Origin of the sequence: Wolbachia endosymbiont (group A) of Lasioglossum fulvicorne (assembly GCF_964028605.1) — a bacterium.
GTDB lineage: Bacteria > Pseudomonadota > Alphaproteobacteria > Rickettsiales > Anaplasmataceae > Wolbachia.
The window spans coordinates 1,172,298-1,197,678 of record NZ_OZ034798.1 but is presented as its reverse complement, the minus strand read 5'-3'; the positions used below and the strand labels follow the sequence as shown (position 1 = coordinate 1,197,678).

The window sequence follows — 25,381 nt, the reverse complement described above, 5'->3', positions numbered from 1 at the left end:
GCACTGGAATGACACCTTTGTGTTTGATGCAAAATCGGCTATAACGTTTAATGCACTGCCTTCGAGACAAATATTCATACAGCTGTGCGTTGCGTGCTGAGATGACATCATTTAGGAACTGAAATGACAGGTATTACACATCACTCATCCTTATTATTTCATTCCATTCAATTTCCGAAACTGGGGCAATTGATAAACGTGGTTGTTTTAATATAGCCATATTTTTCAAAAGTGGGTTTTGTTTTATATTACTTAACGTTACTTGGTTATTTAAAGGTTTCAAAAACTTTACATTCACTAATCCGAACTTGGGATCATTAACATGATAATACTCTTTAAATACTTCAACGATTCCAAGTATTGCTTTCTCTTTACCTGTGTGATAAAAAAACGCAAGATCGCTTACTTTCATAATTTTCATGTAATTTTGAGCCTGATAATTGCGCACACCATCCCACTCAACTACCTGCTCCTTTTCCATTTTTTGCCATGAGTATTCACTTGGTTCTGACTTGAGTAGCCAAAATTGCATTATTTTTTTCTTCTTAAGTAAGCTGGTATATCATAGATATTGCTGCCCCACTTAGCTCCTTCGCTTACCTGTTCAGCTGGTTTTGTTTCCAGTGTTTTGTCTTGCGTACTTTCACTTTGACTATATGGCCACTTAAATTTCTCTTTCTCTGAGTCTTCGCTCTGACTTATAGGTGAAGTTTCTGATTTATTATTGCGACCATCAATGCCAGTTGCAAGAACAGAAACTCTAACTCTTCCCTCCATCGCTTGATCAAAAGTAGCACCAAATATTATATTTGCATTTTCATCTACTTCTTCACGCACTCTATTGGCTGCAGCATCAACTTCAAACAGAGTCATATCTCCGCCACCAGTAATGTTAATTAATATTCCTTGCGCACCTTTCATTGATACATTATCAAGCAATGGATTGGATATTGCAGCTTCCGCAGCACTAATTGCTCTATCTTCTCCTTCTGCCTCTCCGGTGCCGATCATCGCTTTGCCCATCTCGCTCATTACTGTTTCTATATCAGCAAAATCAAGATTAATAAGCCCTGGCATGACCATCAAGTCAGTTACTCCTCTGATGCCAATGTGCAGAACATTATCAGCAAGTTTAAATGCATCAGAAAATGTAGTTTTTTCATTTGCAATTCTAAATAAATTCTGATTTGGAATGACAATAAGTGTATCCACGTATTTTTGCAATTCTTCAAGTCCAAGCTCTGCAATGCGCATGCGGCGCACACCTTCAAAACCGAACGGTTTAGTTACAACTCCAACAGTCAATATCTTTTTTTCTTTTGGCGCTCTATCCTTAACTGCGGCTCTTGCTTCTCTGGCTGCTTTTGCAATTACCGGTGCTGCACCGGTTCCAGTACCACCGCCCATTCCTGCTGTGATGAAAAGCATATGACTATCTTTTATATGCTCCATAATCTCATCAATTGATTCTTCTGCTGCACCTTTGCCAACATCAGGCAAAGCACCAGCACCAAGACCCTTAGTTAAATTAATGCCAAGCTGAATTTTTTTATCACATAACGACTTTTCTAGTGCTTGAGCATCGGTATTTGCGACAACAAAATTCACTCCTTGCAAATTAGATTGGATCATGTTATTCACAGCATTTCCGCCAGCACCACCCACTCCCACAACGGTAATCCTTGGGTGTAATATAGGTAACTCCGGCAGACTAAGATCAATAGACATTTAAATTACTCAAATTTAGCGAATTCACTTGATAATAAGTTACCGCTTTTTTAATAATATGTAAATACTTTTCACTTCCATAGGCGTAAACAGCAAACGGGATTTACTTATTCTTAACATTTATATTAATAAGTGCTGTTAATTATAATAACTAAATTCTTAGATGATATCACTTAACCGATGCAAAAAATAGAAAACGTTTATAAAAAGGGACAGAAACCTATCCCTTTTTGTTTTGTTGAAGATTATTATGTTGTCTTCTCTTTCTCTTCCCCTTTCCATGCTTCAACCGCAACATCTTTTAATGTTGAGGCAATTTGACATATTCCATAAACAGCAGCAGCTGCAGCAATTATCATTATGGCACCTGCAACTATCTGACCAGCAACACCTGTTCCGATAAATCCAGGTAATGAAGCAGCTATTGCTTGATTTGTCCCAACAAAGTAGCTGGCAGTCTTAGCAAGAAACCCAGAAGCTTCTGCTGCACTCACAAAGCCTGCTTTCATATGCATTGCTGTAAAGACAATACTTGGAACTGCAACCAGAAATGATGCTATTCTCCATTTATTATGCATAGCGTACTGACCAGCTCCACCAGCAGCACCTGGAACTCCCCAATAATCATCAACTTGTTTATATCCTCCTAAAATAGCACGAAAAACGCTATCCCCTTCTCGATACTTATAACCTGTTCGTGTCATAACTCTACTCCTTAAATAGAATATTAAAACTTCATTAAGGGCAGTATACAGTGAAACAAATTATCTGTCAAATAAACTAATCTTTTAATATACCCTTATTCTGTAATTCAGCGCTTCAGCAATGTGTGCTCTTTTTACTTTTTCAGTTTTTGCAAGATCTGCAATAGTTCTTGCAACTTTTAATACGCGTGTTTAGCCTCGATTGGAGATGTAATTTTCTTTCAGTACGTATTTTAGCAATTCTAACCCTGCCTGATCTGGTTCAGTAAATTTATTAAATGCTTCACCGCTTACTTCTGAATTGCAACGAATATTTAATTCACTATAACGCTCAGTTTGAATTTTTCTTGCTGCTATCACTCTTTCTCTTATGATCTTAGAGCCTGTTCATAATCTTTTCAGAAGTAAGGCAGTGAAAGCCAGAACGACCATTTGTAGGCTAGTATTGAGTTTTCGCTCACAATTTTTCCACAATCTTCTACATTTTTCTAACCAAGCAAAAGATCGCTCCACAACCCATCTTTTGGGCAATACAACAAAGGAATGTAATTCATTTCTTTTTATCACTTCAACGGTTGCACCAATAATCGTTTTTATTTGAGTTGCAAAATTCTCTCCAGTATAGCCTGCATCAACCAGTACATTTTTAACTCCCGAGAGGTTTTCTTTTGCATTTTCGACCATTCTCACAGCACTGCTACGGTCAGTTATAGCTCTTTTCATAGAAGTCCGGATGTGATAAGATAAGGATAGACGATGATAAGGAGGTTGAGTGCCAGCAGCATATAGTTATGACTTAAGGAAAAAAGCAATGGAAGCGCTAGAGGAGGGAGGAAGCAGAGAAACAGTGGCAGCAAGATTTAAAATTGGACGAACTACTTTATGGGAGTGGCAGCAAAGAAGAAAAGAAACAGGAGACTTTCAATCAAAAAAACTTGGAAATGGAGGTTACAATCACAAAATTACCGACTGGGATGCCTTTGCTAAATTTGCCAGAGAAAACGGAGGAAAGACTCTGTCGGAAATGGCTAAACTTTGGGGCAACGTTAGTATCCAAACGATCCACCGAGCTCTCAGAAAAATTGGATTTACGCGCAAAAAAAGACATATGGATACAAGGAAAGAAACGAAGAAAAACGTGCTGAATTCTTAAAAATTATAGCAACAAAAGAACCAGAAAACTTAGTTTATATAGATGAGTCTGGCATTGATAACACAGAGGACTATCCATATGGGTATTGCCAGAAAGGACAGCGGTTTTATGGCCTAAAATCTGGAAAGAAAACTCAACGAATCAGTATGGTTGCAGCCTTAAGTAGAAGAAAGATAGTTGCTCCATTAACCTTTGAAGGCCACTGTAATATGGATGTTTTTAATGGATGGTTTGAGCAATTTTTGACACCGATCTTGGAACCTGGACAGACTGTCATTCTTGACAATGCTACTTTTCATAAGTCTGGTAAGATTATCGAGCTTGCTAGAGGAGTTGGTGCAGAAATTTTGTATCTGCCGCCGTATTCTCCAGATTTCAACAAAATTGAGCATCATTGGTTTGCTATAAAAAACAGAGCTAGGAAAAACATTCCTCTATTCGAATCCTTTCGTCGTGCTGTTGATTCTGCCTTCCTATGACCTGTTCGGACTATTATGAGAAATGCTATAAACTAAGTTTTCTGGTTCTTTTGTTGCTATAATTTTTAAGAATTCAGCACGTTTTTCTTCGTTTCTTTCCTTGTATCCATATGTCTTTTTTTGCGCGTAAATCCAATTTTTCTGAGAGCTCGGTGGATCGTTTGGATACTAACGTTGCCCCAAAGTTTAGCCATTTCCGACAGAGTCTTTCCTCCGTTTTCTCTGGCAAATTTAGCAAAGGCATCCCAGTCGGTAATTTTGTGATTGTAACCTCCATTTCCAAGTTTTTTTGATTGAAAGTCTCCTGTTTCTTTTCTTCTTTGCTGCCACTCCCATAAAGTAGTTCGTCCAATTTTAAATCTTGCTGCCACTGTTTCTCTGCTTCCTCCCTCCTCTAGCGCTTCCATTGCTTTTTTCCTTAAGTCATAACTATATGCTGCTGGCACTCAACCTCCTTATCATCGTCTATCCTTATCTTATCACATCCGGACTTCTATGAAAAGAGCTATATCTCTGCTGTTGTTATATAAATTGCATGGGGCAAACCTTGCGTATCTACTGCAATATGGCGTTTTATTCCTGAAATCTTTTTGCCTGCATCATAGCCTTTTTCTTCAGCAGTATCTGCATTTTTTACACTCTGTGCATCAATTATGCAGAAGCTGGTTTTTTCTTTCCGACCATTGTTTTGTCGGACCACGCCAACTATTTTTTTTTAACACCAGCTCCAGAACACTTTCTTTATCTGCATCTGGTTTTTCACTCCACTTCTTAAAATAGTCGTAACAATTGCGCCATTTTGGAAACTCTTTTGGTAGCATTCTCCACTGACAACCGCTTTTCAGAACGTATAACACTCCACAAAATACATCATACAAATCAAGTTTTCTTGGTTTTGTTTTTTTTCTACAGGACTCTAGATCTGGTAACATAATCTCAAATCTTTCCCGACTTATATCACTTGGGTATAAACTCCTCATATATCCTAACTTATATATATTATCTCTTAGTTTATTCCTTTCTTGAGATCATGTACAGGTTCTTAGTTTATTCCTTTCTTGAGATCATGTACAGGTTCTAAGGAATGACACCGTCTTGGATGGAAACCAGTGTCAGCTACTTTCATGACACCATCATAAGGTGAATCTGGATCCCAGTGTCAGCTACTCGGATGACAAGAAGAGGGCACTGGGATGACAGGAGAAGGGGCTACTGCCGTCATAAAGGAACCAGTGTCAGCTACTTGGATGATACCTTTTTCTACTTAATTTGGGTTATGCAAGAAGTCTATTCGCGGTATAGATTCCGCTAACACGTAGCGGGATGACGGTTGTCGGTAAATCTAAGTCAGTTTAGCTATATGCTTTTAATTCCTCCAAAAGGAGAATTAAATATATGAAATTCTAGTTGATATGATTTAATGAATGGTTAATTTAAATTACTAATTTACTTAAGAGATTTTAATAATATTTAACCCACTTGCTTTTCTATTTTCCATATCGCGATGGGCTTGAATTATTTCATCAAATTTATATTTTTTATTGATCCGTACAGTTAAAAGTTTTTTTCTTATCATCTCGAAGATTTCCATTGTGGTAAGCACTAATGTGAATCTATCATGCTTATAATGGTATATTGAGGTTCCAGTTGCAAATAACGAACGTGAACTAAGTAAAGAAAAACTAATAGGAGCGTTACCTGATATCTGCCCATAGGAAACGTATATGCCGAACCTGCCTAAAGATTCAAAAGAGAGCTTGCTTGTAGCGTAACCTATAGGATCATACACTGCACCTACTCCTCTGTTTTGCGTAATCTCCATAATTTTAGAAACGAAGTCTTTATCATTGTAGTTTATTGCGTATGTGCAGCCACTTTGTAAAGCTATCTTCATTTTTTCATCAGAGCTTACAGAACCTATTACTACACCTTTTTTATCCTTTGCCCATTGACATATTATTTGTCCTAAGCCACCATTAGCTCCATGAACTAGCACGAAAGCACCAGGCCTGATTTTGTAAGATTGATTAACTAAATAGTGAGCTGTCATACCTTTAAACAGCACTGCAGCAGCAACTTCATCAGATATGTCATCTGGGATTTTTATCAGATATTTCTGGTGTATAATGCGCTTTTCACAATATGCCCCTGGAGGAGCTGTGCAATATCCAACTCTGTCTCCAACCTTCAATCCATCACTGATTTTTTTACCAAGCTTTTCAATAACTCCCACTGCTTCTATCCCAAGCACTGATGGTAAATTTTTAATTTTGCGCGTACCTTTTCTGTGCTCCAAGTCATAACGATTTAAGCCGATAGTTGTATGACGTACTAAAACTTCCTCGCCTTTTGGCTCACCTATATTCTTATCTACAAATTCTAATACTTCTGGTCCCCCAGTTTTTTTTATTTGTATAGCTCTAACCATGATGAATGTAAGATAAAAACTTTGATTATGTTATCTAACAATTAATATTTTGCAAAATGTTATTTAGAGTTTATATACTATATAAGCGTATATTAATAGTTTTAAGGTATAAATTATGATGGATAGAGAAAATTCGCTTTATAGTGCTTTGTATAATGTGTTGTACAAAGTGGATGAAGATAACGATTTAGATACTAGTAATGTAATAAAAAAAATAAAAGAAAGGCTAGAAAGTGGAATGCGAACCTCAAGCAGAGAAAACTATTATAAAGATTTATACACTTCTTGGGAAAAAAAAGGTTTTAATATTGATCACAAATTTGATTTGAAAGACTATGATGGCTTTCCAGTAGATAGTCTCTTTTCTATTGCTATTAATTGCAAACCTTGCGTTTTACCAAATCTAGCGCAAGTTTTAATAAAAGCAGGGGCTAACGTGCAAAGCGAAAAAGGATATTTACATGCCTGCGCTTTGACGCGTTCTCCAGACATGTTAAAGGCTCTCATAGAAGTTGGGGTAAGTGATAGCCCACATGAACACTACGGTGGAAATACCGCTTTAGATTGCGTTACTAAATTATATGGTACAGATAAGTCAATTAACTGCGAAGATTGCTGTAAGATTCTAATTAAGCATACATTAGAAAAAAATCCTGACAAAGAAATGCCAGATTCTGTAAAAAATAATAAGGAATTGGCTCAATGTTGGAATGCTTGTGAAGCAAATAATGAAGGATGGGAATTGATTGGTTTAGAAATACCAAGCACTGAGACACAAGTAGTCAGTGCGCAAAAAGCAAATAAGAGCTCCTGCTCAATTCAATAGATCTGTTGCATAACTATTATTTAAATAACAACGCACTTCTTCTAGCTCACGCTGCTTGGATAACATAGGAAAAAGTTTGTTACTTAAGCTTAAAGAACGTGTATGATAGTGTTATTTCGCTCAAATCTTTTGTATTACTATTAAGCATTATCTCAGGATCTATATAGAAAGATACGGGCATAGCTGCTTTTTGTTTTGGTAGCAACATTTGCTCTTCAAAACAAAAGCATGCAACTTTATTGAAATACTTACCTGCTTTGAAAGGCGTAACGTTATATACTGCCATACCAAATGAAGGCTGATCAGATAGATTTTTTGCGTAATAAAACGCTAAACTTTGTTCTCCTATGTTTACGTCAACATAGTTAGTTTCTGATTTAAATTCCCAAGGTAGATCGGACATTATATCAGCATTGAAGTGAACCCTGATTTTTTGGTCAGTTGCACTTATTGTTGCATTAGTTACTTTTCTTGTTGTGCCACCATATCCAGTAGCTTTACAAAAAATGCTATATAGTGGCACCGATGCATATGCAAGACACAACATCAATACAACTAGAGATATTAAAAAGAAAACTATAGAATTCTTACTACCTTTCCTTAAAAAGGAAAACATCTAATCTCTACTATTAAATAAATTAAGTAACCTGAGTAGATTGAGAAATATGTTAATAAAGTCAAAGTAAAGATTAGTTGCACCGAGTATTGCCAATTTAGTAGTAGCGACTTCTGATCCGTCGTTATATTTATAATAAACGTCCTTGATTCTTTGAGCATCATACGCAGTCATTAAAGTAAACACTATTACTGATATAAACGATATTGCAAAGTAGAGAGGACTACTTCCAAGGAATAAATTTACTATAGACGCAATGATTAACCCCCAGATTCCCATAATCAAGAAAGAGCCCATACTTGTAAGATCTCTTTTTGTAGTATTACCATATAAAGCCATAGAGCCAAACATGATCGATGTAATGAAAAACGCCCTTGCTATATTTTCTGCAGTATAAACTATGAAAACATAAGATAAGGAAAGCCCCATCAACACTGAGAACGAGAAAAATATAGTAACGGCAGACTGAGCACTTAGGTGTTGAATTCTATAAGACATGTAGAACACCAATGCAACCGGAGATAACATTACCACAAGCGATAGGACGGGATTAGAATAAATCACCTGAAAAAGACCAGAAAACACCGTTAAAAATGCAACAAGTCCTGTAACACCTAAAGCTAAAGCCATGTAATTATATACTTTAGTCAGATAACTTCTGAGCCCAGCACTATAATAAGCGCCTTGAGAGCGAATATCCTGTTCATTTCTCATGTAAGACATAGTATAACTCCTTTTGTCCATTATTTAACGCATTATAATATAAAACCACATTTTTATCAAGTATTTTTATTATAAACAGCTATGCGCTGGCATTTGTTTTAATATAAATAGAATATAGGCCTATTGCTGCTGCATTTGAAACATTTAAGCTGTCAATTACGTTTGATATTGGGATCTTTAAAAGATAATCACAATTTTCTTTAACTAACCTCCGCATTCCTTTCTCTTCTGAACCAAAAATGATCACTCTTTTTTTTCCAAAACTCTTTATTTCCTCTATATCCTCCCCAGCATTGCAATCAAACCCGTAACACCAGTAGCCGACCTTCTTCAAATGCCCCATAGTTTTCACTATATTTGTAACGTATATTAGCGGAACAATATCCAATGCTCCACTTGCTGCTTTTGCAATAGATGCATTTTCGCTAGGTGAATGATTATGTGGTAAAACCACTGCATCAACATTAAAACAAGCTGATGTTCTAAGAATTGATCCTATATTGTGTGTGTCAGTGACTTGATCTAAAATGACTATAGTAGAGCTGTCGCTTGAGTTTGCTATTTCTTCAATGCTTAAGTTATAAAGAATAGGGGCAACATTTAAAGCAATTCCCTGATGGTTAGCACCTTTGGGTAAAACGTCATTAAGTATTTTGTTTTCTACTAATCGAACTTTAATGCCCTTACTGTCTACACATTGCCTAATTTCTTTTTCGTGTTCTCTATGGAAATTTTCTGTTGCTAACAGTTCTATACACCGCCTATTTTTATTCTTCAGTGCTGACATGCAGGTGTGCTTTCCATACAGCCAAAAATTCTCATTAGTTTTTGACGATTTCATCGTATTATTGAAAATCGGGTTTTTATAGAATAAGCAACATTTTACTATGTTTGGATATTGTTGTAAAATTATACAATTCGATTAATGCGTTTATGTCGGACGATGAGTTGGATTGGCAAAAAAATGTTAAGCCAATAGAATGTGGAAAAGTTACTTTGAAAGTTGATCATAAAGTAAATATAAAGTCTATGGTTGATAAAGGTACCTCCGACTTACAAGGGAATTTTCTTAATACCAATAATAGTAACTCATCATTTTGTCTTGACCAAAACACAAAATCAAAAGTTGATAGAGGTAAATATTTTATAAGCGATAAGCTCGATTTGCATGGCTATAATATGGAGGATGCTTACTGTAAATTGATAGATTTTATTATCAAAAATTATCGAGCAGGAAATAGATGTTTATTGGTAATTACGGGATACGGCAGTGCAACAGGTAAAACAGACACTATAAAGAGTAACTTAAATAAATGGTTAAATGATACTAAAATCCAGCATATGGTTCTATACTACCAACAAGCTACGAAAAAACATGGTGGTAAAGGGGCTTTTTATGTTTTATTAAGAAGGAATAAAAACCTTGAGTCCTGATACTTAAAATTCCTTTTAAGCCTTAATTTTTCTTGTATAACCATACAGTGTTCAGCAGCGCGTGACGCACAACTGTGCGAACATTGTGATTTGGGTCACCAGGAAGGATGTCTCCCAGTACCTCTTTTCCCGTCATCCCGCTACGTGTTAGCGGGATCTCATTTCACTTTATGAGGGTGTCATCCGAATAGCTTGACTACTTGGATCCAGATTGGATACTGAGTTGGTGAGTATAAAAGTATAGCTTCTACGTCATACCGCCGCGGTATCTCAGCCGCTAGCAAGTAGCGGGGTGACGAGTTATAGCATTTCTCATAATAGTCCGAACAGGTCATAGGAAGGCAGAATCAACAGCACGACGAAAGGATTCGAATAGAGGAATGTTTTTCCTAGCTCTGTTTTTTATAGCAAACCAATGATGCTCAATTTTGTTGAAATCTGGAGAATACGGCGGCAGATACAAAATTTCTGCACCAACTCCTCTAGCAAGCTCGATAATCTTACCAGACTTATGAAAAGTAGCATTGTCAAGAATGACAGTCTGTCCAGGTTCCAAGATCGGTGTCAAAAATTGCTCAAACCATCCATTAAAAACATCCATATTACAGTGGCCTTCAAAGGTTAATGGAGCAACTATCTTTCTTCTACTTAAGGCTGCAACCATACTGATTCGTTGAGTTTTCTTCCCAGATTTTAGGCCATAAAACCGCTGTCCTTTCTGGCAATACCCATATGGATAGTCCTCTGTGTTATCAATGCCAGACTCATCTATATAAACTAAGTTTTCTGGTTCTTTTGTTGCTATAATTTTTAAGAATTCAGCACGTTTTTCTTCGTTTCTTTCCTTGTATCCATATGTCTTTTTTTGCGCGTAAATCCAATTTTTCTGAGAGCTCGGTGGATCGTTTGGATACTAACGTTGCCCCAAAGTTTAGCCATTTCCGACAGAGTCTTTCCTCCGTTTTCTCTGGCAAATTTAGCAAAGGCATCCCAGTCGGTAATTTTGTGATTGTAACCTCCATTTCCAAGTTTTTTTGATTGAAAGTCTCCTGTTTCTTTTCTTCTTTGCTGCCACTCCCATAAAGTAGTTCGTCCAATTTTAAATCTTGCTGCCACTGTTTCTCTGCTTCCTCCCTCCTCTAGCGCTTCCATTGCTTTTTTCCTTAAGTCATAACTATATGCTGCTGGCACTCAACCTCCTTATCATCGTCTATCCTTATCTTATCACATCCGGACTTCTATGAAAAGAGCTATACTATACCGCTGCGAACCGTCATACCGCGATTTATTCCATAGCTGTACGAACATTCATTTTTGAAGGTAAACTGCACAGCAAATGGTGTCATCCCAGTGCCCAGACACCGGGATCCAGACTTTAATTGTTATACTTGTAAATAAGTCTGGTAAAAATAAACGTTCATCTCAAAATGCAGTATTTTTGTTGAAATAGCTCAACTGGATCCCAGTGTCAAGCACTGGGATGACACCATAGGGGCACTGGAATGACACCATTTGGTAAGCGAATTTCCTTCGAATTACAACGTACGTGCACTCTATATGCACTTGATTGACAAATGCTCTCTTATCAAAATCTCAAGAATCTGCACTATATTTAATGCTGCGCCTTTGCGCAGGTTATCAGCCACTATCCACATATTTAATCCGTGTTCAACAGTATTGTCTCTTCTAATACGCGATACATATACAGCATTCTCCTGTACAACATCAATTTGAGTTATGTATTCACTGTCTTCACGCCTGTTGTACACTAAAACTCCACTATCTTCGGCTTCACTTAGCACTTCACGAGCTTGTTCTTCAGTGATATGTTGATCAAATTCCACATTTACTGCCATAGCGTGACCGATAAAGACGGGTACCCTTACACAAGTTGCAGTAACTTTTATATCTTCCTCTAAAATTTTTTTTGTCTCCTCTTGCATTTTCCATTCCTCTTCTGTAGAACCATTTTCCATGAATTCTCCTACATGGGGAATGCAATTAAACGCTATTTGCTTAGAGAATATCTCGGGTTTTTTAGCTTCGTTCATGAAGATTTTTTTTGTCTGATTATAAAGTTCATCCATTGCTGCTTTGCCTGCACCAGAAGTTGATTGATAAGTTGAAGCAACGATTCTCTTTATTTTTGCTTTCTGGTGTAATAGATGTAGTACCAGCAGCATCTGTATTGTAGTACAGTTTGGATTAGATATTATGTTGTGGTTTTTATATTCCATAATTTTTTCTTTATTAATCTCTGGAATAATGAGTGGCACACCTTCTTTCATTCTAAAATGGGAAGTGTTATCTATCACGATGCATCCAGCCTTAATTGCAGTCGGTACGTGTTTCTCAGAAACATGAGATCCGGCACAGAAAATGGCTACATTAGTTCCAACGAAGTCATAATCCTCAAGGCATAAAACTGTTAACTCTTTGTCACCAAAACTCACCTTCTTCCCTTCTGATTTCTTCGATGCAAGTGCAATAACGCAATCTATCGCCTCATCTTGAAACTCAGCAAGCGTGCTTAATACCTCACGCCCTACTCTTCCGGTTGCTCCAATAACAGCAATTTTGTATCCCATATAGATGAACCTCTAACTTTAAAATTATATTATATTATATTATATTTTTACTGATAAAATTTACAATTGTTTTAATATTTTTACCTTGCAATTAATTGTAATTTAGCTATTATTATGCAATATTAGTAATATTACATAATGAAATGAAAGATGAGTAAGGAATACGATGAAACTAAGGTTAAACCTGCAATGTCTACACCTCAAGAGCCTGAAGGAACCAATGGATCAAAGGCCCAAAGTGTTCTTTCGAATAAAAGAAAGCCTACAATAAATTTTGATGATAAAAAGTATGGTGTAAAAAACCCTAAAATAGACCAACAGTCTCTAAACAAAAGACAAGAATCTTCAAAGCTAAGAGATTTCTTAAGGTCAATACCAATAATAGGGAGATTTTTAGCAAGGATTTTCACACCTGAAAAAATAGAAATCATCAGTAACCCTATGTATGACAACATGGAAGCATATAAAAAATCGCAGGAAGATTACCCTAGTAAGATAAAAGATGAAACTAGTATAGATGATGAACACACAAAAGAAGTAGATAGTAAACTTGAGAAGGGTAATGTTGAACAAGTGGACAACAAGAAAAGTCGTGGTTCATAAATATCAATCATTTAAAAATTATAGCATTTCTTATAATAGTCCGAACAGGTCATAGGAAGGCAGAATCAACAGCACGACGAAAGGATTCGAATAGAGGAATGTTTTTCCTAGCTCTGTTTTTTATAGCAAACCAATGATGCTCAATTTTGTTGAAATCTGGAGAATACGGCGGCAGATACAAAATTTCTGCACCAACTCCTCTAGCAAGCTCGATAATCTTACCAGACTTATGAAAAGTAGCATTGTCAAGAATGACAGTCTGTCCAGGTTCCAAGATCGGTGTCAAAAATTGCTCAAACCATCCATTAAAAACATCCATATTACAGTGGCCTTCAAAGGTTAATGGAGCAACTATCTTTCTTCTACTTAAGGCTGCAACCATACTGATTCGTTGAGTTTTCTTTCCAGATTTTAGGCCATAAAACCGCTGTCCTTTCTGGCAATACCCATATGGATAGTCCTCTGTGTTATCAATGCCAGACTCATCTATATAAACTAAGTTTTCTGGTTCTTTTGTTGCTATAATTTTTAAGAACCTGTACATGATCTCAAGAAAGGAATAAACTAAGAGATAATATATATAAGTTAGGATATATGAGGAGTTTATACCCAAGTGATATAAGTCGGGAAAGATTTGAGATTATGTTACCAGATCTAGAGTCCTGTAGAAAAAAAACAAAACCAAGGAAACTTGATTTGTATGATGTATTTTGTGGAGTGTTATACGTTCTGAAAAGCGGTTGTCAGTGGAGAATGCTACCAAAAGAGTTTCCAAAATGGCGCAATTGTTACGACTATTTTAAGAAGTGGAGTGAAAAACCAGATGCAGATAAAGAAAGTGTTCTGGAGCTGGTGTTAAAAAAAAATAGTTGGCGTGGTCCGACAAAACAATGGTCGGAAAGAAAAAACCAGCTTCTGCATAATTGATGCACAGAGTGTAAAAAATGCAGATACTGCTGAAGAAAAAGGCTATGATGCAGGCAAAAAGATTTCAGGAATAAAACGCCATATTGCAGTAGATACGCAAGGTTTGCCCCATGCAATTTATATAACAACAGCAGAGATAACTGACCGTAGCAGTGCTGTGAGAATGGTCGAAAATGCAAAAGAAAACCTCTCGGGAGTTAAAAATGTACTGGTTGATGCAGGCTATACTGGAGAGAATTTTGCAACTCAAATAAAAACGATTATTGGTGCAACCGTTGAAGTGATAAAAAGAAATGAATTACATTCCTTTGTTGTATTGCCCAAAAGATGGGTTGTGGAGCGATCTTTTGCTTGGTTAGAAAAATGTAGAAGATTGTGGAAAAATTGTGAGCGAAAACTCAATACTAGCCTACAAATGGTCGTTCTGGCTTTCACTGCCTTACTTCTGAAAAGATTATGAACAGGCTCTAAGAATTCAGCACGTTTTTCTTCGTTTCTTTCCTTGTATCCATATGTCTTTTTTTGCGCGTAAATCCAATTTTTCTGAGAGCTCGGTGGATCGTTTGGATACTAACGTTGCCCCAAAGTTTAGCCATTTCCGACAGAGTCTTTCCTCCGTTTTCTCTGGCAAATTTAGCAAAGGCATCCCAGTCGGTAATTTTGTGATTGTAACCTCCATTTCCAAGTTTTTTTGATTGAAAGTCTCCTGTTTCTTTTCTTCTTTGCTGCCACTCCCATAAAGTAGTTCGTCCAATTTTAAATCTTGCTGCCACTGTTTCTCTGCTTCCTCCCTCCTCTAGCGCTTCCATTGCTTTTTTCCTTAAGTCATAACTATATGCTGCTGGCACTCAACCTCCTTATCATCGTCTATCCTTATCTTATCACATCCGGACTTCTATGAAAAGAGCTATATCTCTAGCTATAACATTGTATCTGTTCAGATGCATGGCTCATGTACAAATATTGAAACAAAAATTCCAGTGCTCCCTTTCTTGTCATCCCAGTGCTTGACACTGGGATCCAGATTGGGCACTAAGTTGGTAAACACGAAAGCGGTTAATCCTTTACAACGTTTTTGATGGAACTGCGCGAAAGAACTGGATGCCAGTGTCACGCACTGGCATGACACCCATTTGTTCCTATAGTTATCTTTTCTCGTCTACCTTATTTTGCCACTCTGCTGAACAGATACATAACATTTGCTATACAGAAACTCTGCGATACCAAAATAAATAAAGAGGTATGCCACTTGCGGTGAATAAGCTTGCGATCAGCAAGGTATTCACAGAAGTTTCAAATATTACCCAGCAGCAAAAGGTTGTTGCTATACTGCCAATTAAAAATTTGTAACAACTCTTTTCTTGGACAATAACTTTGAGAAAAGCAAGACTGCATGCAAGGTAAACAAATAAAAATGAAACTACAGAAAAGTCGATAATTGATGTGATCTGCTTAGCAAAATTGTTGCTTGAAGTGAGGATTAGTAAAGTTGCAGTTCCAACTGAGCTAGTTGTTATGCCCCAGAAAGGAGAACCGTGCTTGTTTCTTTTAGCAAAGAACTGTGGCATCAGTTTATCTTCTGCAAGGCCAAGGGCCACTTGTCCACTAGCTAGTACCCAAGCATTTAAACTGCCAACACAAACAATAAAAGCAACAATAGAAATGATCAAATGCCAATTACCAGGAAACATAATTTTTATTGCGTCAACATACGGCGCTTTTGAATTAACTAGATCATTGCCGTTTATCAATCCCATGATTGAAAGGCTATTAATGAAATATATAACTGCAACAGAGATTGTGCCAAGCACTATGGCTCTTGGTATAGTCTTTGCTGGATCGTTGACTGATCCTGCAGGTGCTGTCGCTGATTCAAGTCCAATAAAACACCATAGAGTGAGTAGTGTAGAGCGAGCAAGGACTTGAGACATCGTGGGGCTTGATATTTCCTCACTTATGATAAAATTATTCCTATCAAAGAAAAACAACGCTGTTACTGGTATAGCAAGCAGTGCGGTAATTTTGACAGTCATCAATAAAAGCTCAACACATCCAGCAGCAGTGACACCTCTTAAATTTATTAGTGTAATGATCGTAAATAATAGTATTTCTAAAAATAAGCGTATATTTTGAATATCTCCATGAAAAAGCGAAGTAAGATAGCCAATACTTGCAACGATTACTGCTGTCGTGCTAACCCATGAAATCACCCAATATGTCCAACCAACAAAGAAAGCTGCAGCAGGGCCAAAAGCATGTTTTACATAAACGTGAGGGCCACCCGTTTCTGGAAATTTTGCACAGAGTAAGGCAAAAACCAAAGCAAGAGATATAGCACCAAGCCCTGATATCACCCAGCTTATAAGGCTATACATGCCATATGGAGCAAGGCTAATTGGAAGCATAAAAATTCCAGAGCCAATTTGGCTGCTAATCACTAAGGCAAAAATAGCCCAAAAACCTATTTTGTTTGACACAATAACTTTCAATTCTTATCTGAATAAATTAACAATATAACTGAAGCTCAGAAATTTCAATCAATTTTTAAAAAACTTGCATTTTTCTCGATTTATTTCTAAAATAGATTATGTTAACAGATTATTAAGAAGGAGTATGAATCCGAGGTTAAAAACATTTTTGGTTGTTTGTGGGATGCTTTATTATTTGTTGCTTGTATCGCAGCATGGGTTCTGTTTTTATATTTAGCCAATATGTTTCTTCAATTCTTTTTTCCTCAAGTCTCAAGTGAACCAACCATCAAATTAATTCTTAATATACTCTCTTTGGTCATGCTTGCTGTTTTCTTCGGTATATATATACTTTGCTCTATTTTTACAGAAAAGGTTACAAGTAGCTATCGATCTTTCAAAAATGAAAACGGTGATTATGATGCCTTTTCTGAAGTGTATCATGATCCAACAATAAGTGTAAGAGATAAAATCTTGCTTTTTTCTATACATTTAATATATTGGATACAGTTGCCATTTCTGTATTGTACTTTGAAGATACTTGCCGTTAATAGCTTACTGCAAGGATGGAAAGATAAAGGATTTTCACAACCTCTTCAAGCGTGTTTCATACTTATAAATGCTATATTATTAATTCCAGTAGCACTTCTTGAGTTAATAAAGTATCCATTGATAAAGCTCTTCTCACCTTTGGGTTTGAATGTAAAGCAATTAAGCTTTTTGTTTAATGTAAGTGATGTGGGCACTGGCAGTCAAAGTGTTCACACGAGTAGTTTTGAACATAGTATTTTCCAATGCGCTCAAGATTTAAAACATAAATTTGGAACTCAACCAAATGTACTCAATAAAGAGCTTGAAGACTATATAAATAATTCAGATGAGCTTACAACTGAGCAAAAAGAGCAATTAAAACTTTATCTTAATTTTAATGGCTCCAACCGGGCAATTTGGCAAGAATCAAGAACTAGTCTGACACTTACACAAGCTGCAAATTTAGTTTTTACTGCAGCTAAGGATCAAAAATCAGATGTAAATTCACTATTACTAATGAATTTACAGGATGGACTTGGTTTATGTACTCTGGGAATGTTCAATCGTATTATTTATTCGCTTGGTTGTTTTAAAGCGGAAAATAATTTTGCAGCTCAACTAGGGCCTCAACTGATAGGGGAGTTAGCTGATAATGCTACTAAAAGATTTCTTGAGAAATATGTGGATAAGCACTACCATAAAATAAAAGTTTTGAAAGAAAATTTTGATAATTTGTATTCACCAAGTTCTGAGGTGGATTTGAGCAACATGAGTGATGAAGTAAAGGATGGCATTTCCTATACAAGAGATGCTATAAAAGAATTTATGTTTAAGGAATTATATGTGAAGTTTTATAACGACTATGGAGAACATGTTCGGAGAGGGCAGATAAAACAAAGGTTAAGGGAGTTAATAACGGATGAAGTCGTAGACGTGGCAATATATTCTAAAATAGATGAAATAGAAATCCCTGCAGAACCACCTACTTATCTTGAAAGAGTAAAAGCATTTTTTGGAGGTCATTCAAGGTCTTCTGCTGCTTAGTGGTTTAATTCGTGCTATATAGCTAAAGTGGCTTAGATTTACCGACAATTTGAAAAACCGTCATTCCGCTATTAGTTAACGCCGCGGCGGTATAGTTATAGCTTTGTCCTCCCTTTTCTGAATGGCTTGCAAGCTGCTATCTCTACAAAAACTATATTTTTCTTCAGAAGAGAGTTATATTGTAACTATGGACAAAATAATCATAAAAAAATTTGGTGGGACTTCGCTAACTGATTTAAACCGAGTTGCAAATTTGATAAAAAACGATATTGAGAAAGGTTGTAATGTAATCGTTGTTGTATCTGCTGTTGCAGGATTTACTGACCAAATGGCTTTTCAGGCTAGGCAAATCTCAAATTTAAGTTGCAGACAAGAGTTATCAGAGTATGACGTTATGCTTTCAGCAGGAGAACAAATCTCTTGCGGTCTATTAGCTATCACTCTCCAATCGATCGGAGTTAATGCTAAATCGTGGCTTGCCTGGCAGTTACCAATTGTAACTGATGATTTTTATTCTGAGTCTAAAATAAAAACAATAAAGATTGACCGTGTGAAAAGATCTTTTGCTGAGGGTTATACTGCTGCGATCATCGCTGGTTTTCAGGGTATAAATGATGATAGAATCACTACTTTTGGAAGAGGAGGCTCTGATATATCAGCAGTTGTCTTCGCGATAGCCTTTGGTGTTAGAGCTTGCGAAATTTTTACTGATATTGATGGAATATATACAGCAGACCCGAAAATTGTTCCAAAGGCACGCAAGCTCAAATTTATCTCTTACGATGAAATGTTGGAAATGTCGTCATCTGGTGCTAAAATACTGCATAATCGTTCAGTACAACTTGCAATGAAACATAACATTAAAGTGCAAGTGCTATCCACTTTTAAGGAAGTAGAAGGCACCACAGTACTACACAAAAGGGATGTACTAGAGAGATACTTAATTACTGGAATAACTTATAGCACTAATGAAGCTCTTGTAACTTTCACTAACCTTGCAAATAACTTGCGTACTTTAAGAGATATAGTAGGGGCAAACGTTAAAATTGATATGATACATGGGTCAAGTTTTGTTATCTCCAAATTTGATATTGATTTAATGGAAAAGTTACTGAATAAGAATGAAAATTATGCTATAAACGATAATGTAGCTAAAATTTCAATAATTGGTATTGGTGTTATGTCTAATACTGAAGTGATGCACCGCACACTCAAGGTTTTAAGCGAAAAAAAGATAGAAATACTTGCTATCACAACATCTGAAATCAAAATCAGTGTAATTGTTCAAAAAGAATACGTTGTAGCTTTGGTCAAAGATTTACATACTGAGTATGAGTTTGATATGCAGCACTAGGATAGGCTTGACGTCCAGTTGTCTAAGAGCCTGTTCATAATCTTTTCAGAAGTAAGGCAGTGAAAGCCAGAACGACCATTTGTAGGCTAGTATTGAGTTTTCGCTCACAATTTTTCCACAATCTTCTACATTTTTCTAACCAAGCAAAAGATCGCTCCACAACCCATCTTTTGGGCAATACAACAAAGGAATGTAATTCATTTCTTTTTATCACTTCAACGGTTGCACCAATAATCGTTTTTATTTGAGTTGCAAAATTCTCTCCAGTATAGCCTGCATCAACCAGTACATTTTTAACTCCCGAGAGGTTTTCTTTTGCATTTTCGACCATTCTCACAGCACTGCTACGGTCAGTTATAGCTCTTTTCATAGAAGTCCGGATGTGACAAGATAAGGATAGACGATGATAAGGAGGTTGAGTGCCAGCAGCATATAGTTATGACTTAAGGAAAAAAGCAATGGAAGCGCTAGAGGAGGGAGGAAGCAGAGAAACAGTGGCAGCAAGATTTAAAATTGGACGAACTACTTTATGGGAGTGGCAGCAAAGAAGAAAAGAAACAGGAGACTTTCAATCAAAAAAACTTGGAAATGGAGGTTACAATCACAAAATTACCGACTGGGATGCCTTTGCTAAATTTGCCAGAGAAAACGGAGGAAAGACTCTGTCGGAAATGGCTAAACTTTGGGGCAACGTTAGTATCCAAACGATCCACCGAGCTCTCAGAAAAATTGGATTTACGCGCAAAAAAAGACATATGGATACAAGGAAAGAAACGAAGAAAAACGTGCTGAATTCTTAAAAATTATAGCAACAAAAGAACCAGAAAACTTAGTTTATAGCTCTTTTCATAGAAGTCCGGATGTGATAAGATAAGGATAGACGATGATAAGGAGGTTGAGTGCCAGCAGCATATAGTTATGACTTAAGGAAAAAAGCAATGGAAGCGCTAGAGGAGGGAGGAAGCAGAGAAACAGTGGCAGCAAGATTTAAAATTGGACGAACTACTTTATGGGAGTGGCAGCAAATAAGAAAAGAAACAGGAGACTTTCAATCAAAAAAACTTGGAAATGGAGGTTACAATCACAAAATTACCGACTGGGATGCCTTTGCTAAATTTGCCAGAGAAAACGGAGGAAAGACTCTGTCGGAAATGGCTAAACTTTGGGGCAACGTTAGTATCCAAACGATCCACCGAGCTCTCAGAAAAATTGGATTTACGCGCAAAAAAAGACATATGGATACAAGGAAAGAAACGAAGAAAAACGTGCTGAATTCTTAAAAATTATAGCAACAAAAGAACCAGAAAACTTAGTTTATATAGATGAGTCTGGCATTGATAACACAGAGGACTATCCATATGGGTATTGCCAGAAAGGACAGCGGTTTTATGGCCTAAAATCTGGAAAGAAAACTCAACGAATCAGTATGGTTGCAGCCTTAAGTAGAAGAAAGATAGTTGCTCCATTAACCTTTGAAGGCCACTGTAATATGGATGTTTTTAATGGATGGTTTGAGCAATTTTTGACACCGATCTTGGAACCTGGACAGACTGTCATTCTTGACAATGCTACTTTTCATAAGTCTGGTAAGATTATCGAGCTTGCTAGAGGAGTTGGTGCAGAAATTTTGTATCTGCCGCCGTATTCTCCAGATTTCAACAAAATTGAGCATCATTGGTTTGCTATAAAAAACAGAGCTAGGAAAAACATTCCTCTATTCGAATCCTTTCGTCGTGCTGTTGATTCTGCCTTCCTATGACCTGTTCGGACTATTATGAGAAATGCTATATACAATGAGAGGTGGTTGTCAGTGGAGAATGCTGCCGAAAGATTTTCCTCCATGGAAGACGGTGTATGACTATTTTCTCAGGTGACGTAGTAATAGCAAATTGGAAAAAATACATAATATGCTAGTAAAAGAGGTAAGAAAAATGTTTGGTAAAAATGAAACACCTTCAGTAGGAATAATTGACAGTCAATCAGTAAAAACCACTCAAAAAGGGGATCCAGAGGATATGATGCTGAAAAAAAAATAAAGGGTAGAAAACGTCATATTGTTGTAGATACAGTGGGCTTAATTATTGCGGCTGATGTTCATAGTGCAAGTGTTCAAGATCGTGATGGTGCTCTAAATCTTTTCACTCAAGCTAAATACAAGGCTCCAACTTTACGTAAGTTTTTTGCTGATCAAGGATACATAGCAAAACCGCTGTTTATTGGAGACAGGATACGATTACCAAGAAAGCTGTTGATGTTACAGGATTATTTCGACAATCTGGACCACAATTTAGCACTGCAGGCTATCAAGAAGCACACAGACTGCAAATGGGTCATACTGTATGTTGAAAGGTGGATGAAATCCCCTATTCAGCAAGCAGATGGCAGTAAGGTAGTTAGGGAAAAAAGGAGTTCCGCAAGGAGATTCAATAAGCCCAATCATTTCAAACATATTTATGCACCATGCATTTGATATATGGATGAAACAAAATCACCCAACAGTACCATTTGAAAGATATGTGGATGATGCGATAGTGCACTGCAGAACTAAAAGACAGGCAGAATTTATGCGAGCAGCAATCGAAGAAAGATTGGCACAATGTAAGCTAAAATTGCAACCTGATACCAATGCCATTCCAAAACTCCATCATTATACTGCCTTAGTATAACCTTCTCACTTCTATTGTCTATTTGTTTGTTATGTAATAGGAATTGGTATGAGATTGAAGAATTAAGTGTGAACGGTTACAGAATTTTTGCCAGGAGAAACATATAGTTGAAGTAATTCAGGTTTGCAAGATGTGTTTGTCTGCAGCTATAGCTTCAACAGTAGGCGTTACTCTTGATTACCTCAACATTTTCTCTTGGCAATTCTTTAATGAACCGAGAAGTGCGCATCGGTTGCCACTGGTTGTTAATTTCCCTCCTATCTGCACATGAAATGATTAACCTTTCCTTTGCCCTGGTTATGCCAACATATGCAAGTCTTCTTTCTTCTTCTAAAGCTTTACCACTTTTGTCATCAAAAGATCTCTGATGAGGAAATAATCCCTCTTCCCAACCAGGTAGAAACACGCACGGGAATTCAAGTCCTTTGGCTGCATGAAGAGTCATAACATATACGGTGTCATCGTTATTCATATTATCCACTTCCATCACCAGACTTATATGCTCCAAGAAAGTTGTGGCATTATCGAAATTTTTTAAAGATGAGATGAGCTCTTTGACATTTTCTATTCGTGCTAAGCCTGTTACCTCCTCATTTTCAAGCATTTCAATATACCCTGATTGGTTTGCTACGATTTTAACGAATTCATGCAGTGGTTTTACGCTTACTATTTCTTCCCAAGCTTTAATTTTATTTAAAAAATCATTTAGTGAGAGTTTAATTCTTTCGGTTACTTGATTACTATTAACTAATATTTTTGCTGCCTCAAAAAAAGAAATTTTGTTATCCTGAGCAGTCGTGTATATTTTCTTTAGAGTTGTAGCTCCTATGCTTCTTTTTGGCCGATTTACTATCCTTTCGAAAGCTAAGTCATCGTTATTGTTTGTAACAAGTCTTAAATATGCAATTATATCCCTGACTTCCTGGCGTTCATAGAATTTTACGCCACTTATAATCTTGTAGGGAATTGAATATTTTATAAAATACTCTTCCAGAACTCTAGTCTGAAAAGTGGCCCTTACCAGCACTGCAATGTCACTAAATCTGTATTTATTGAGCTTTAATATCTGTTCGCTTATGAACCTTGCTTCAGCTTTTCCGTCCCATAACTTTATTACGTTTACCTTTTCTCCTTCAATGTTTGTTGTCCACAATTTTTTTTCTAAGCGAGTCTTATTGTGATTGATAACATATGACGCAGTTGCAAGTATGTGGGATGTTGACCTGTAGTTACACTCTAGTTTAACGGTTTTTGCATTTTTAAAATCATCAGAAAACTTCAAAATATTTTCAACTTCTGCACCACGCCAACTATATATCGACTGGTCATCATCTCCCACACAGCAAATATTTGAGTGCTCTTTTGCAAGGTATTTTAGCCAAAGATATTGTATCGCATTTGTATCTTGATATTCATCTACCATGACATATTTAAACTTGTTTTGGTAGTAGGACAGAACTTCGGTCTTTTGATTGAAGAGTTGTATGTTATATAGCAATAAGTCACCAAAATCGACAGAATTAAGGAATTTCAACCTTTCCTGATACTGGTGATAGACTTTGAGTGCAGTTACATATACTGGCCCAAATGATTGAATATCTTCCACTTCAGATGGCAATAAGCACTTTTCTTTCCATTGCTGAATAATATTCATAATGGTCTTACATTTTTCTGATAGGTAATCAGGGCTTATTTCATTCATGACGTTTTTTATTACCTGTAATTGGTCATCCACACCAATGATTGTAAAATTGGGGTTTAAGCCCACAATTTCTGCGTGCAGGCGTAAAATTTTTGCTGCAATTGCATGGAAAGTGCCAAGCCATGGTATGTTTGTGCCCGTTAGCTCAAGTACCCTTGATACCATCTCATTTGCTGCTTTATTTGTAAATGTAACTGCTAATATCTCATCAGAATAAGCGTGACCGTTTCTAATTATGTGCGCTATTCTTGAAGTAATCGTTCTTGTTTTCCCGGTTCCGGCTCCTGCCAATATCAAAACCGGCCCATCTATGTTAGTTACAGCTGATTGTTGTTCTGGATTTAGCAGTGAGAGATAATCGTTCATCGTAGCCCTACAGATTATAACTTCGTAAAGTTAAACCTATGATCGAAATATTGTAAAGGTTTTATTGAATAGAACAGTTGTTTAATATAATATTGACTTTACCACGATAGTTACTTTAAATTAGTAACTATTGTTGCAGTTAAAGTGTCGATGCCTTTTTTCTTTTATTTTTTTTCGATTCTTAGCATTTTATCTGCTGTATGCGTAATTAGTGTAAGAAATCCTGTGCATGCAGTATTATTTTTAATTTTCACCTTCGTTAACTCTGCAGTTCTTTTCATTCTCCTTGGAGCTGAATTCATTGCTATGATGGTGCTGATAGTATACATCGGTGCAGTTGCAGTGTTGTTTCTCTTTGTAGTTATGATGCTCGATATTGACTACATAAGGTTGCGCCAGGGTTTTGCAAAGCATTGCACTCTTGGTGCTATGTTGTGTGTTGTGTTTTTTCTAGTCATCAGCTTTGTAATCCGCAGCTCAGCACCGAATATAAGCAATGTTATAAACTATAATACCAATAACGTGAAAGCTATTGGTAATTTGCTGTATACCGACTACATGTACGCTTTTCATCTTTCTGGTATTCTGCTGCTTGTTGCAATTGTCGGTGCAATTGCTCTTACTTTGCAGGACAAGAAAAAAGGAGTTAAAAAACAGAATGTATTAAAGCAATTGACACAATCTTCATCTGTAAAATTGATTAAGGCTAAATTTGGAAAAGGAGTAGAATGGAAATAGGATTAAATCACTTTTTGATAGTTGCTGCTATTTTGTTCACTATTGGAGTGTGCGGTATTTTCATTAACCGTAAGAGCATAATCAATATATTGTTATCAATAGAAATATTATTGCTGGCAATTAATATCAACTTAGTTGCTTTTTCTGCCTTTATGAATGATATAGTTGGGCAAATTTTTGTGATGTTTGTGTTGACTGTTGCAGCAGCAGAGTCAGGAGTTGGGCTTGCAATATTGGTTGTATATTATAGAAGCCGTGGCAATATAGATGTTGAACAAGCGAACTTAATGAAAGAATAAAAGT

26 protein-coding genes and 7 pseudogenes are annotated in these 25,381 nt (G+C 36.6%); 15 read left to right on the top strand and 18 right to left on the bottom strand.

Annotated elements, in window-relative coordinates; all coding sequences use genetic code 11:
• Positions 1-133: 133 nt before the first annotated feature.
• The 5 genes and pseudogenes from ABWU71_RS06675 to ABWU71_RS06655 form a co-directional block, all read right to left on the bottom strand.
• On the bottom strand, positions 134-532 hold the full coding sequence (locus ABWU71_RS06675; protein ID WP_353284338.1) for an EVE domain-containing protein: 399 nt from the start codon (positions 530-532) through the stop codon (positions 134-136).
• A complete protein-coding gene (gene ftsZ / locus ABWU71_RS06670; protein ID WP_010962790.1) occupies positions 532-1,728 on the bottom strand; it encodes a cell division protein FtsZ in 1,197 nt (398 codons plus the stop codon). Before ftsZ ends, ABWU71_RS06675 begins: the two co-directional genes overlap by 1 nt.
• A gap of 248 nt (positions 1,729-1,976) precedes the next feature.
• Complete coding sequence (locus tag ABWU71_RS06665) at positions 1,977-2,432, bottom strand: hypothetical protein (protein ID WP_353284337.1); 456 nt, start codon at positions 2,430-2,432, stop codon at positions 1,977-1,979.
• Positions 2,433-2,516: 84 nt separating this feature from the next.
• Positions 2,517-2,813: pseudogene (locus ABWU71_RS06660) on the bottom strand (ATP-binding protein); the annotation flags it as partial.
• A gap of 6 nt (positions 2,814-2,819) precedes the next feature.
• A pseudogene (locus ABWU71_RS06655) lies at positions 2,820-3,143 on the bottom strand (transposase); the annotation flags it as partial.
• Positions 3,144-3,204: 61 nt separating this feature from the next.
• On the opposite strand from ABWU71_RS06655, the gene ABWU71_RS06650 reads away from it, so the two are divergent.
• Positions 3,205-4,064, top strand: a protein-coding gene (locus ABWU71_RS06650; RefSeq protein ID WP_353284076.1) for an IS630 family transposase whose coding sequence is annotated in 2 segments (ribosomal slippage) — positions 3,205-3,529 and positions 3,529-4,064 — 861 coding nt in all. Because the reading frame shifts where the segments join, the coding sequence is not laid out codon by codon here.
• A 27-nt stretch (positions 4,065-4,091) separates the two neighbouring features.
• Here the strand turns inward: ABWU71_RS06650 and ABWU71_RS06645 are convergent.
• The 3 genes and pseudogenes from ABWU71_RS06645 to ABWU71_RS06635 all read right to left on the bottom strand — a co-directional run.
• Positions 4,092-4,510 (bottom strand): annotated as a pseudogene (locus ABWU71_RS06645) (IS630 transposase-related protein); the annotation flags it as partial.
• Positions 4,511-4,572: 62 nt separating this feature from the next.
• Positions 4,573-5,044: pseudogene (locus tag ABWU71_RS06640) on the bottom strand (IS5 family transposase); the annotation flags it as partial.
• A 470-nt stretch (positions 5,045-5,514) separates the two neighbouring features.
• Positions 5,515-6,492 (bottom strand): quinone oxidoreductase family protein, encoded by a 978-nt coding sequence (locus ABWU71_RS06635; protein WP_353284336.1) that lies wholly within the window; start codon positions 6,490-6,492, stop codon positions 5,515-5,517.
• A gap of 115 nt (positions 6,493-6,607) precedes the next feature.
• On the opposite strand from ABWU71_RS06635, the gene ABWU71_RS06630 reads away from it, so the two are divergent.
• The gene (locus ABWU71_RS06630) at positions 6,608-7,318 is read left to right on the top strand and encodes an ankyrin repeat domain-containing protein (protein ID WP_353284335.1); all 711 of its coding nucleotides are present in this window, start codon (positions 6,608-6,610) and stop codon (positions 7,316-7,318) included.
• Positions 7,319-7,397: 79 nt separating this feature from the next.
• Here ABWU71_RS06630 and ABWU71_RS06625 read toward each other — a convergent pair whose 3' ends face one another.
• From ABWU71_RS06625 to rlmB, 3 genes are all read right to left on the bottom strand, one after another.
• Positions 7,398-7,934 (bottom strand): cytochrome c oxidase assembly protein, encoded by a 537-nt coding sequence (locus ABWU71_RS06625; protein WP_353284334.1) that lies wholly within the window; start codon positions 7,932-7,934, stop codon positions 7,398-7,400.
• Positions 7,935-8,657, bottom strand: a complete 723-nt coding sequence (locus ABWU71_RS06620) for a Bax inhibitor-1/YccA family protein (RefSeq protein ID WP_353284333.1) — start codon at positions 8,655-8,657, stop codon at positions 7,935-7,937.
• Between the two features lie 79 nt (positions 8,658-8,736).
• Positions 8,737-9,498: a 23S rRNA (guanosine(2251)-2'-O)-methyltransferase RlmB gene (gene rlmB / locus ABWU71_RS06615; RefSeq protein WP_353284332.1), complete on the bottom strand. Its 762-nt coding sequence runs from the start codon at positions 9,496-9,498 to the stop codon at positions 8,737-8,739.
• A 92-nt stretch (positions 9,499-9,590) separates the two neighbouring features.
• Here rlmB and ABWU71_RS06610 point away from each other — a divergent pair, with 92 nt between their 5' ends.
• The gene (locus ABWU71_RS06610; protein ID WP_353284923.1) at positions 9,591-10,091 is read left to right on the top strand and encodes a Smr/MutS family protein; all 501 of its coding nucleotides are present in this window, start codon (positions 9,591-9,593) and stop codon (positions 10,089-10,091) included.
• Between the two features lie 331 nt (positions 10,092-10,422).
• On the opposite strand, the gene ABWU71_RS06605 is transcribed toward ABWU71_RS06610, so the two are convergent.
• Both ABWU71_RS06605 and ABWU71_RS06600 read right to left on the bottom strand, forming a co-directional pair.
• Positions 10,423-11,282 (bottom strand): IS630 family transposase gene (locus ABWU71_RS06605; RefSeq protein ID WP_353284076.1). Its coding sequence is split into 2 segments (ribosomal slippage): positions 10,423-10,958 and positions 10,958-11,282, totalling 861 coding nucleotides; the frame shifts between segments, so codons are not numbered across the junction.
• A gap of 362 nt (positions 11,283-11,644) precedes the next feature.
• Complete coding sequence (locus tag ABWU71_RS06600; RefSeq protein ID WP_353284331.1) at positions 11,645-12,679, bottom strand: aspartate-semialdehyde dehydrogenase; 1,035 nt, start codon at positions 12,677-12,679, stop codon at positions 11,645-11,647.
• 150 nt (positions 12,680-12,829) lie between these two features.
• On the opposite strand from ABWU71_RS06600, the gene ABWU71_RS06595 reads away from it, so the two are divergent.
• Positions 12,830-13,282 (top strand): hypothetical protein, encoded by a 453-nt coding sequence (locus ABWU71_RS06595; RefSeq protein ID WP_353284330.1) that lies wholly within the window; start codon positions 12,830-12,832, stop codon positions 13,280-13,282.
• Between the two features lie 49 nt (positions 13,283-13,331).
• Here ABWU71_RS06595 and ABWU71_RS06590 read toward each other — a convergent pair.
• Positions 13,332-13,817: pseudogene (locus ABWU71_RS06590) on the bottom strand (IS630 family transposase); the annotation flags it as partial.
• A 59-nt stretch (positions 13,818-13,876) separates the two neighbouring features.
• Here ABWU71_RS06590 and ABWU71_RS06585 point away from each other — a divergent pair.
• Positions 13,877-14,669 (top strand): IS5 family transposase gene (locus ABWU71_RS06585; RefSeq protein WP_265023453.1). Its coding sequence is split into 2 segments (ribosomal slippage): positions 13,877-14,140 and positions 14,142-14,669, totalling 792 coding nucleotides; the frame shifts between segments, so codons are not numbered across the junction.
• A gap of 5 nt (positions 14,670-14,674) precedes the next feature.
• Here the strand turns inward: ABWU71_RS06585 and ABWU71_RS06580 are convergent.
• Both ABWU71_RS06580 and ABWU71_RS06575 read right to left on the bottom strand, forming a co-directional pair.
• Positions 14,675-15,057 (bottom strand): annotated as a pseudogene (locus ABWU71_RS06580) (IS630 transposase-related protein); the annotation flags it as partial.
• Positions 15,058-15,411: 354 nt separating this feature from the next.
• Positions 15,412-16,686, bottom strand: a complete 1,275-nt coding sequence (locus tag ABWU71_RS06575; RefSeq protein ID WP_353284329.1) for an APC family permease — start codon at positions 16,684-16,686, stop codon at positions 15,412-15,414.
• A 168-nt stretch (positions 16,687-16,854) separates the two neighbouring features.
• On the opposite strand from ABWU71_RS06575, the gene ABWU71_RS06570 reads away from it, so the two are divergent.
• Together ABWU71_RS06570 and ABWU71_RS06565 are read left to right on the top strand one after the other, a co-directional pair.
• Positions 16,855-18,252: a hypothetical protein gene (locus ABWU71_RS06570; protein WP_353284328.1), complete on the top strand. Its 1,398-nt coding sequence runs from the start codon at positions 16,855-16,857 to the stop codon at positions 18,250-18,252.
• Between the two features lie 187 nt (positions 18,253-18,439).
• Positions 18,440-19,606, top strand: coding sequence for an aspartate kinase (locus tag ABWU71_RS06565; RefSeq protein WP_353284327.1), 1,167 nt, complete (start codon positions 18,440-18,442; stop codon positions 19,604-19,606).
• Between the two features lie 34 nt (positions 19,607-19,640).
• On the opposite strand, the pseudogene ABWU71_RS06560 reads toward ABWU71_RS06565, so the two are convergent.
• A pseudogene (locus ABWU71_RS06560) lies at positions 19,641-19,964 on the bottom strand (transposase); the annotation flags it as partial.
• A gap of 61 nt (positions 19,965-20,025) precedes the next feature.
• Here ABWU71_RS06560 and ABWU71_RS06555 point away from each other — a divergent pair.
• The 6 genes from ABWU71_RS06555 to ABWU71_RS06530 all read left to right on the top strand — a co-directional run bounded on the left by ABWU71_RS06555 (position 20,026) and on the right by ABWU71_RS06530 (position 22,272).
• On the top strand, positions 20,026-20,406 hold the full coding sequence (locus tag ABWU71_RS06555) for an IS630 transposase-related protein (protein WP_410530466.1): 381 nt from the start codon (positions 20,026-20,028) through the stop codon (positions 20,404-20,406).
• Between the two features lie 99 nt (positions 20,407-20,505).
• Positions 20,506-21,365, top strand: a protein-coding gene (locus ABWU71_RS06550) for an IS630 family transposase (RefSeq protein ID WP_353284326.1) whose coding sequence is annotated in 2 segments (ribosomal slippage) — positions 20,506-20,830 and positions 20,830-21,365 — 861 coding nt in all. Because the reading frame shifts where the segments join, the coding sequence is not laid out codon by codon here.
• 22 nt (positions 21,366-21,387) lie between these two features.
• Positions 21,388-21,480 carry a transposase gene (locus ABWU71_RS06545; protein WP_353284325.1) on the top strand — a complete coding sequence of 31 codons (93 nt, stop codon included), beginning with the start codon at positions 21,388-21,390 and terminating at the stop codon, positions 21,478-21,480.
• A gap of 33 nt (positions 21,481-21,513) precedes the next feature.
• Positions 21,514-21,642 (top strand): hypothetical protein, encoded by a 129-nt coding sequence (locus ABWU71_RS06540; protein ID WP_255317429.1) that lies wholly within the window; start codon positions 21,514-21,516, stop codon positions 21,640-21,642.
• Positions 21,585-22,076, top strand: a complete 492-nt coding sequence (locus ABWU71_RS06535; RefSeq protein ID WP_353284922.1) for a transposase — start codon at positions 21,585-21,587, stop codon at positions 22,074-22,076. Before ABWU71_RS06540 ends, ABWU71_RS06535 begins: the two co-directional genes overlap by 58 nt.
• Positions 22,060-22,272: a hypothetical protein gene (locus tag ABWU71_RS06530; protein WP_065094389.1), complete on the top strand. Its 213-nt coding sequence runs from the start codon at positions 22,060-22,062 to the stop codon at positions 22,270-22,272. Before ABWU71_RS06535 ends, ABWU71_RS06530 begins: the two co-directional genes overlap by 17 nt.
• A gap of 154 nt (positions 22,273-22,426) precedes the next feature.
• Here the strand turns inward: ABWU71_RS06530 and ABWU71_RS06525 are convergent, their stop codons facing one another.
• Entirely contained in the window at positions 22,427-24,340 is a 1,914-nt protein-coding gene (locus ABWU71_RS06525; protein ID WP_353284324.1) for an ATP-dependent helicase, read from the bottom strand.
• A 150-nt stretch (positions 24,341-24,490) separates the two neighbouring features.
• Between ABWU71_RS06525 and ABWU71_RS06520 the strand changes: the two genes are divergently transcribed.
• Both ABWU71_RS06520 and nuoK read left to right on the top strand, forming a co-directional pair.
• Positions 24,491-25,078, top strand: coding sequence for an NADH-quinone oxidoreductase subunit J (locus tag ABWU71_RS06520; RefSeq protein WP_353284323.1), 588 nt, complete (start codon positions 24,491-24,493; stop codon positions 25,076-25,078).
• Positions 25,069-25,377 (top strand): NADH-quinone oxidoreductase subunit NuoK, encoded by a 309-nt coding sequence (nuoK, locus tag ABWU71_RS06515; RefSeq protein ID WP_019236815.1) that lies wholly within the window; start codon positions 25,069-25,071, stop codon positions 25,375-25,377. Before ABWU71_RS06520 ends, nuoK begins: the two co-directional genes overlap by 10 nt.
• The last annotated feature ends 4 nt before the right edge of the window (positions 25,378-25,381 follow it).

What these genes read in the sequence shown, in the direction of transcription:
- ABWU71_RS06545 (WP_353284325.1), top strand. Translation starts at nt 21,388, where the DNA reads ATGCTATATACAATGAGAGGTGGTTGTCAGTGGAGAATGCTGCCGAAA.
- ABWU71_RS06520 (WP_353284323.1), top strand. Translation starts at nt 24,491, where the DNA reads ATGCCTTTTTTCTTTTATTTTTTTTCGATTCTTAGCATTTTATCTGCT.
- ABWU71_RS06595 (WP_353284330.1), top strand. Translation starts at nt 12,830, where the DNA reads ATGAGTAAGGAATACGATGAAACTAAGGTTAAACCTGCAATGTCTACA.
- ABWU71_RS06600 (WP_353284331.1), bottom strand. Translation starts at nt 12,679, where the DNA reads ATGGGATACAAAATTGCTGTTATTGGAGCAACCGGAAGAGTAGGGCGT.
- ABWU71_RS06525 (WP_353284324.1), bottom strand. Translation starts at nt 24,340, where the DNA reads ATGAACGATTATCTCTCACTGCTAAATCCAGAACAACAATCAGCTGTA.
- ABWU71_RS06565 (WP_353284327.1), top strand. Translation starts at nt 18,440, where the DNA reads ATGGACAAAATAATCATAAAAAAATTTGGTGGGACTTCGCTAACTGAT.
- ftsZ (WP_010962790.1), bottom strand. Translation starts at nt 1,728, where the DNA reads ATGTCTATTGATCTTAGTCTGCCGGAGTTACCTATATTACACCCAAGG.
- ABWU71_RS06675 (WP_353284338.1), bottom strand. Translation starts at nt 532, where the DNA reads ATGCAATTTTGGCTACTCAAGTCAGAACCAAGTGAATACTCATGGCAA.
- nuoK (WP_019236815.1), top strand. Translation starts at nt 25,069, where the DNA reads ATGGAAATAGGATTAAATCACTTTTTGATAGTTGCTGCTATTTTGTTC.
- ABWU71_RS06530 (WP_065094389.1), top strand. Translation starts at nt 22,060, where the DNA reads ATGCACCATGCATTTGATATATGGATGAAACAAAATCACCCAACAGTA.
- ABWU71_RS06635 (WP_353284336.1), bottom strand. Translation starts at nt 6,492, where the DNA reads ATGGTTAGAGCTATACAAATAAAAAAAACTGGGGGACCAGAAGTATTA.
- ABWU71_RS06625 (WP_353284334.1), bottom strand. Translation starts at nt 7,934, where the DNA reads ATGTTTTCCTTTTTAAGGAAAGGTAGTAAGAATTCTATAGTTTTCTTT.
- ABWU71_RS06620 (WP_353284333.1), bottom strand. Translation starts at nt 8,657, where the DNA reads ATGTCTTACATGAGAAATGAACAGGATATTCGCTCTCAAGGCGCTTAT.
- ABWU71_RS06630 (WP_353284335.1), top strand. Translation starts at nt 6,608, where the DNA reads ATGATGGATAGAGAAAATTCGCTTTATAGTGCTTTGTATAATGTGTTG.
- ABWU71_RS06610 (WP_353284923.1), top strand. Translation starts at nt 9,591, where the DNA reads ATGTCGGACGATGAGTTGGATTGGCAAAAAAATGTTAAGCCAATAGAA.
- ABWU71_RS06540 (WP_255317429.1), top strand. Translation starts at nt 21,514, where the DNA reads ATGCTAGTAAAAGAGGTAAGAAAAATGTTTGGTAAAAATGAAACACCT.
- ABWU71_RS06665 (WP_353284337.1), bottom strand. Translation starts at nt 2,432, where the DNA reads ATGACACGAACAGGTTATAAGTATCGAGAAGGGGATAGCGTTTTTCGT.
- rlmB (WP_353284332.1), bottom strand. Translation starts at nt 9,498, where the DNA reads ATGAAATCGTCAAAAACTAATGAGAATTTTTGGCTGTATGGAAAGCAC.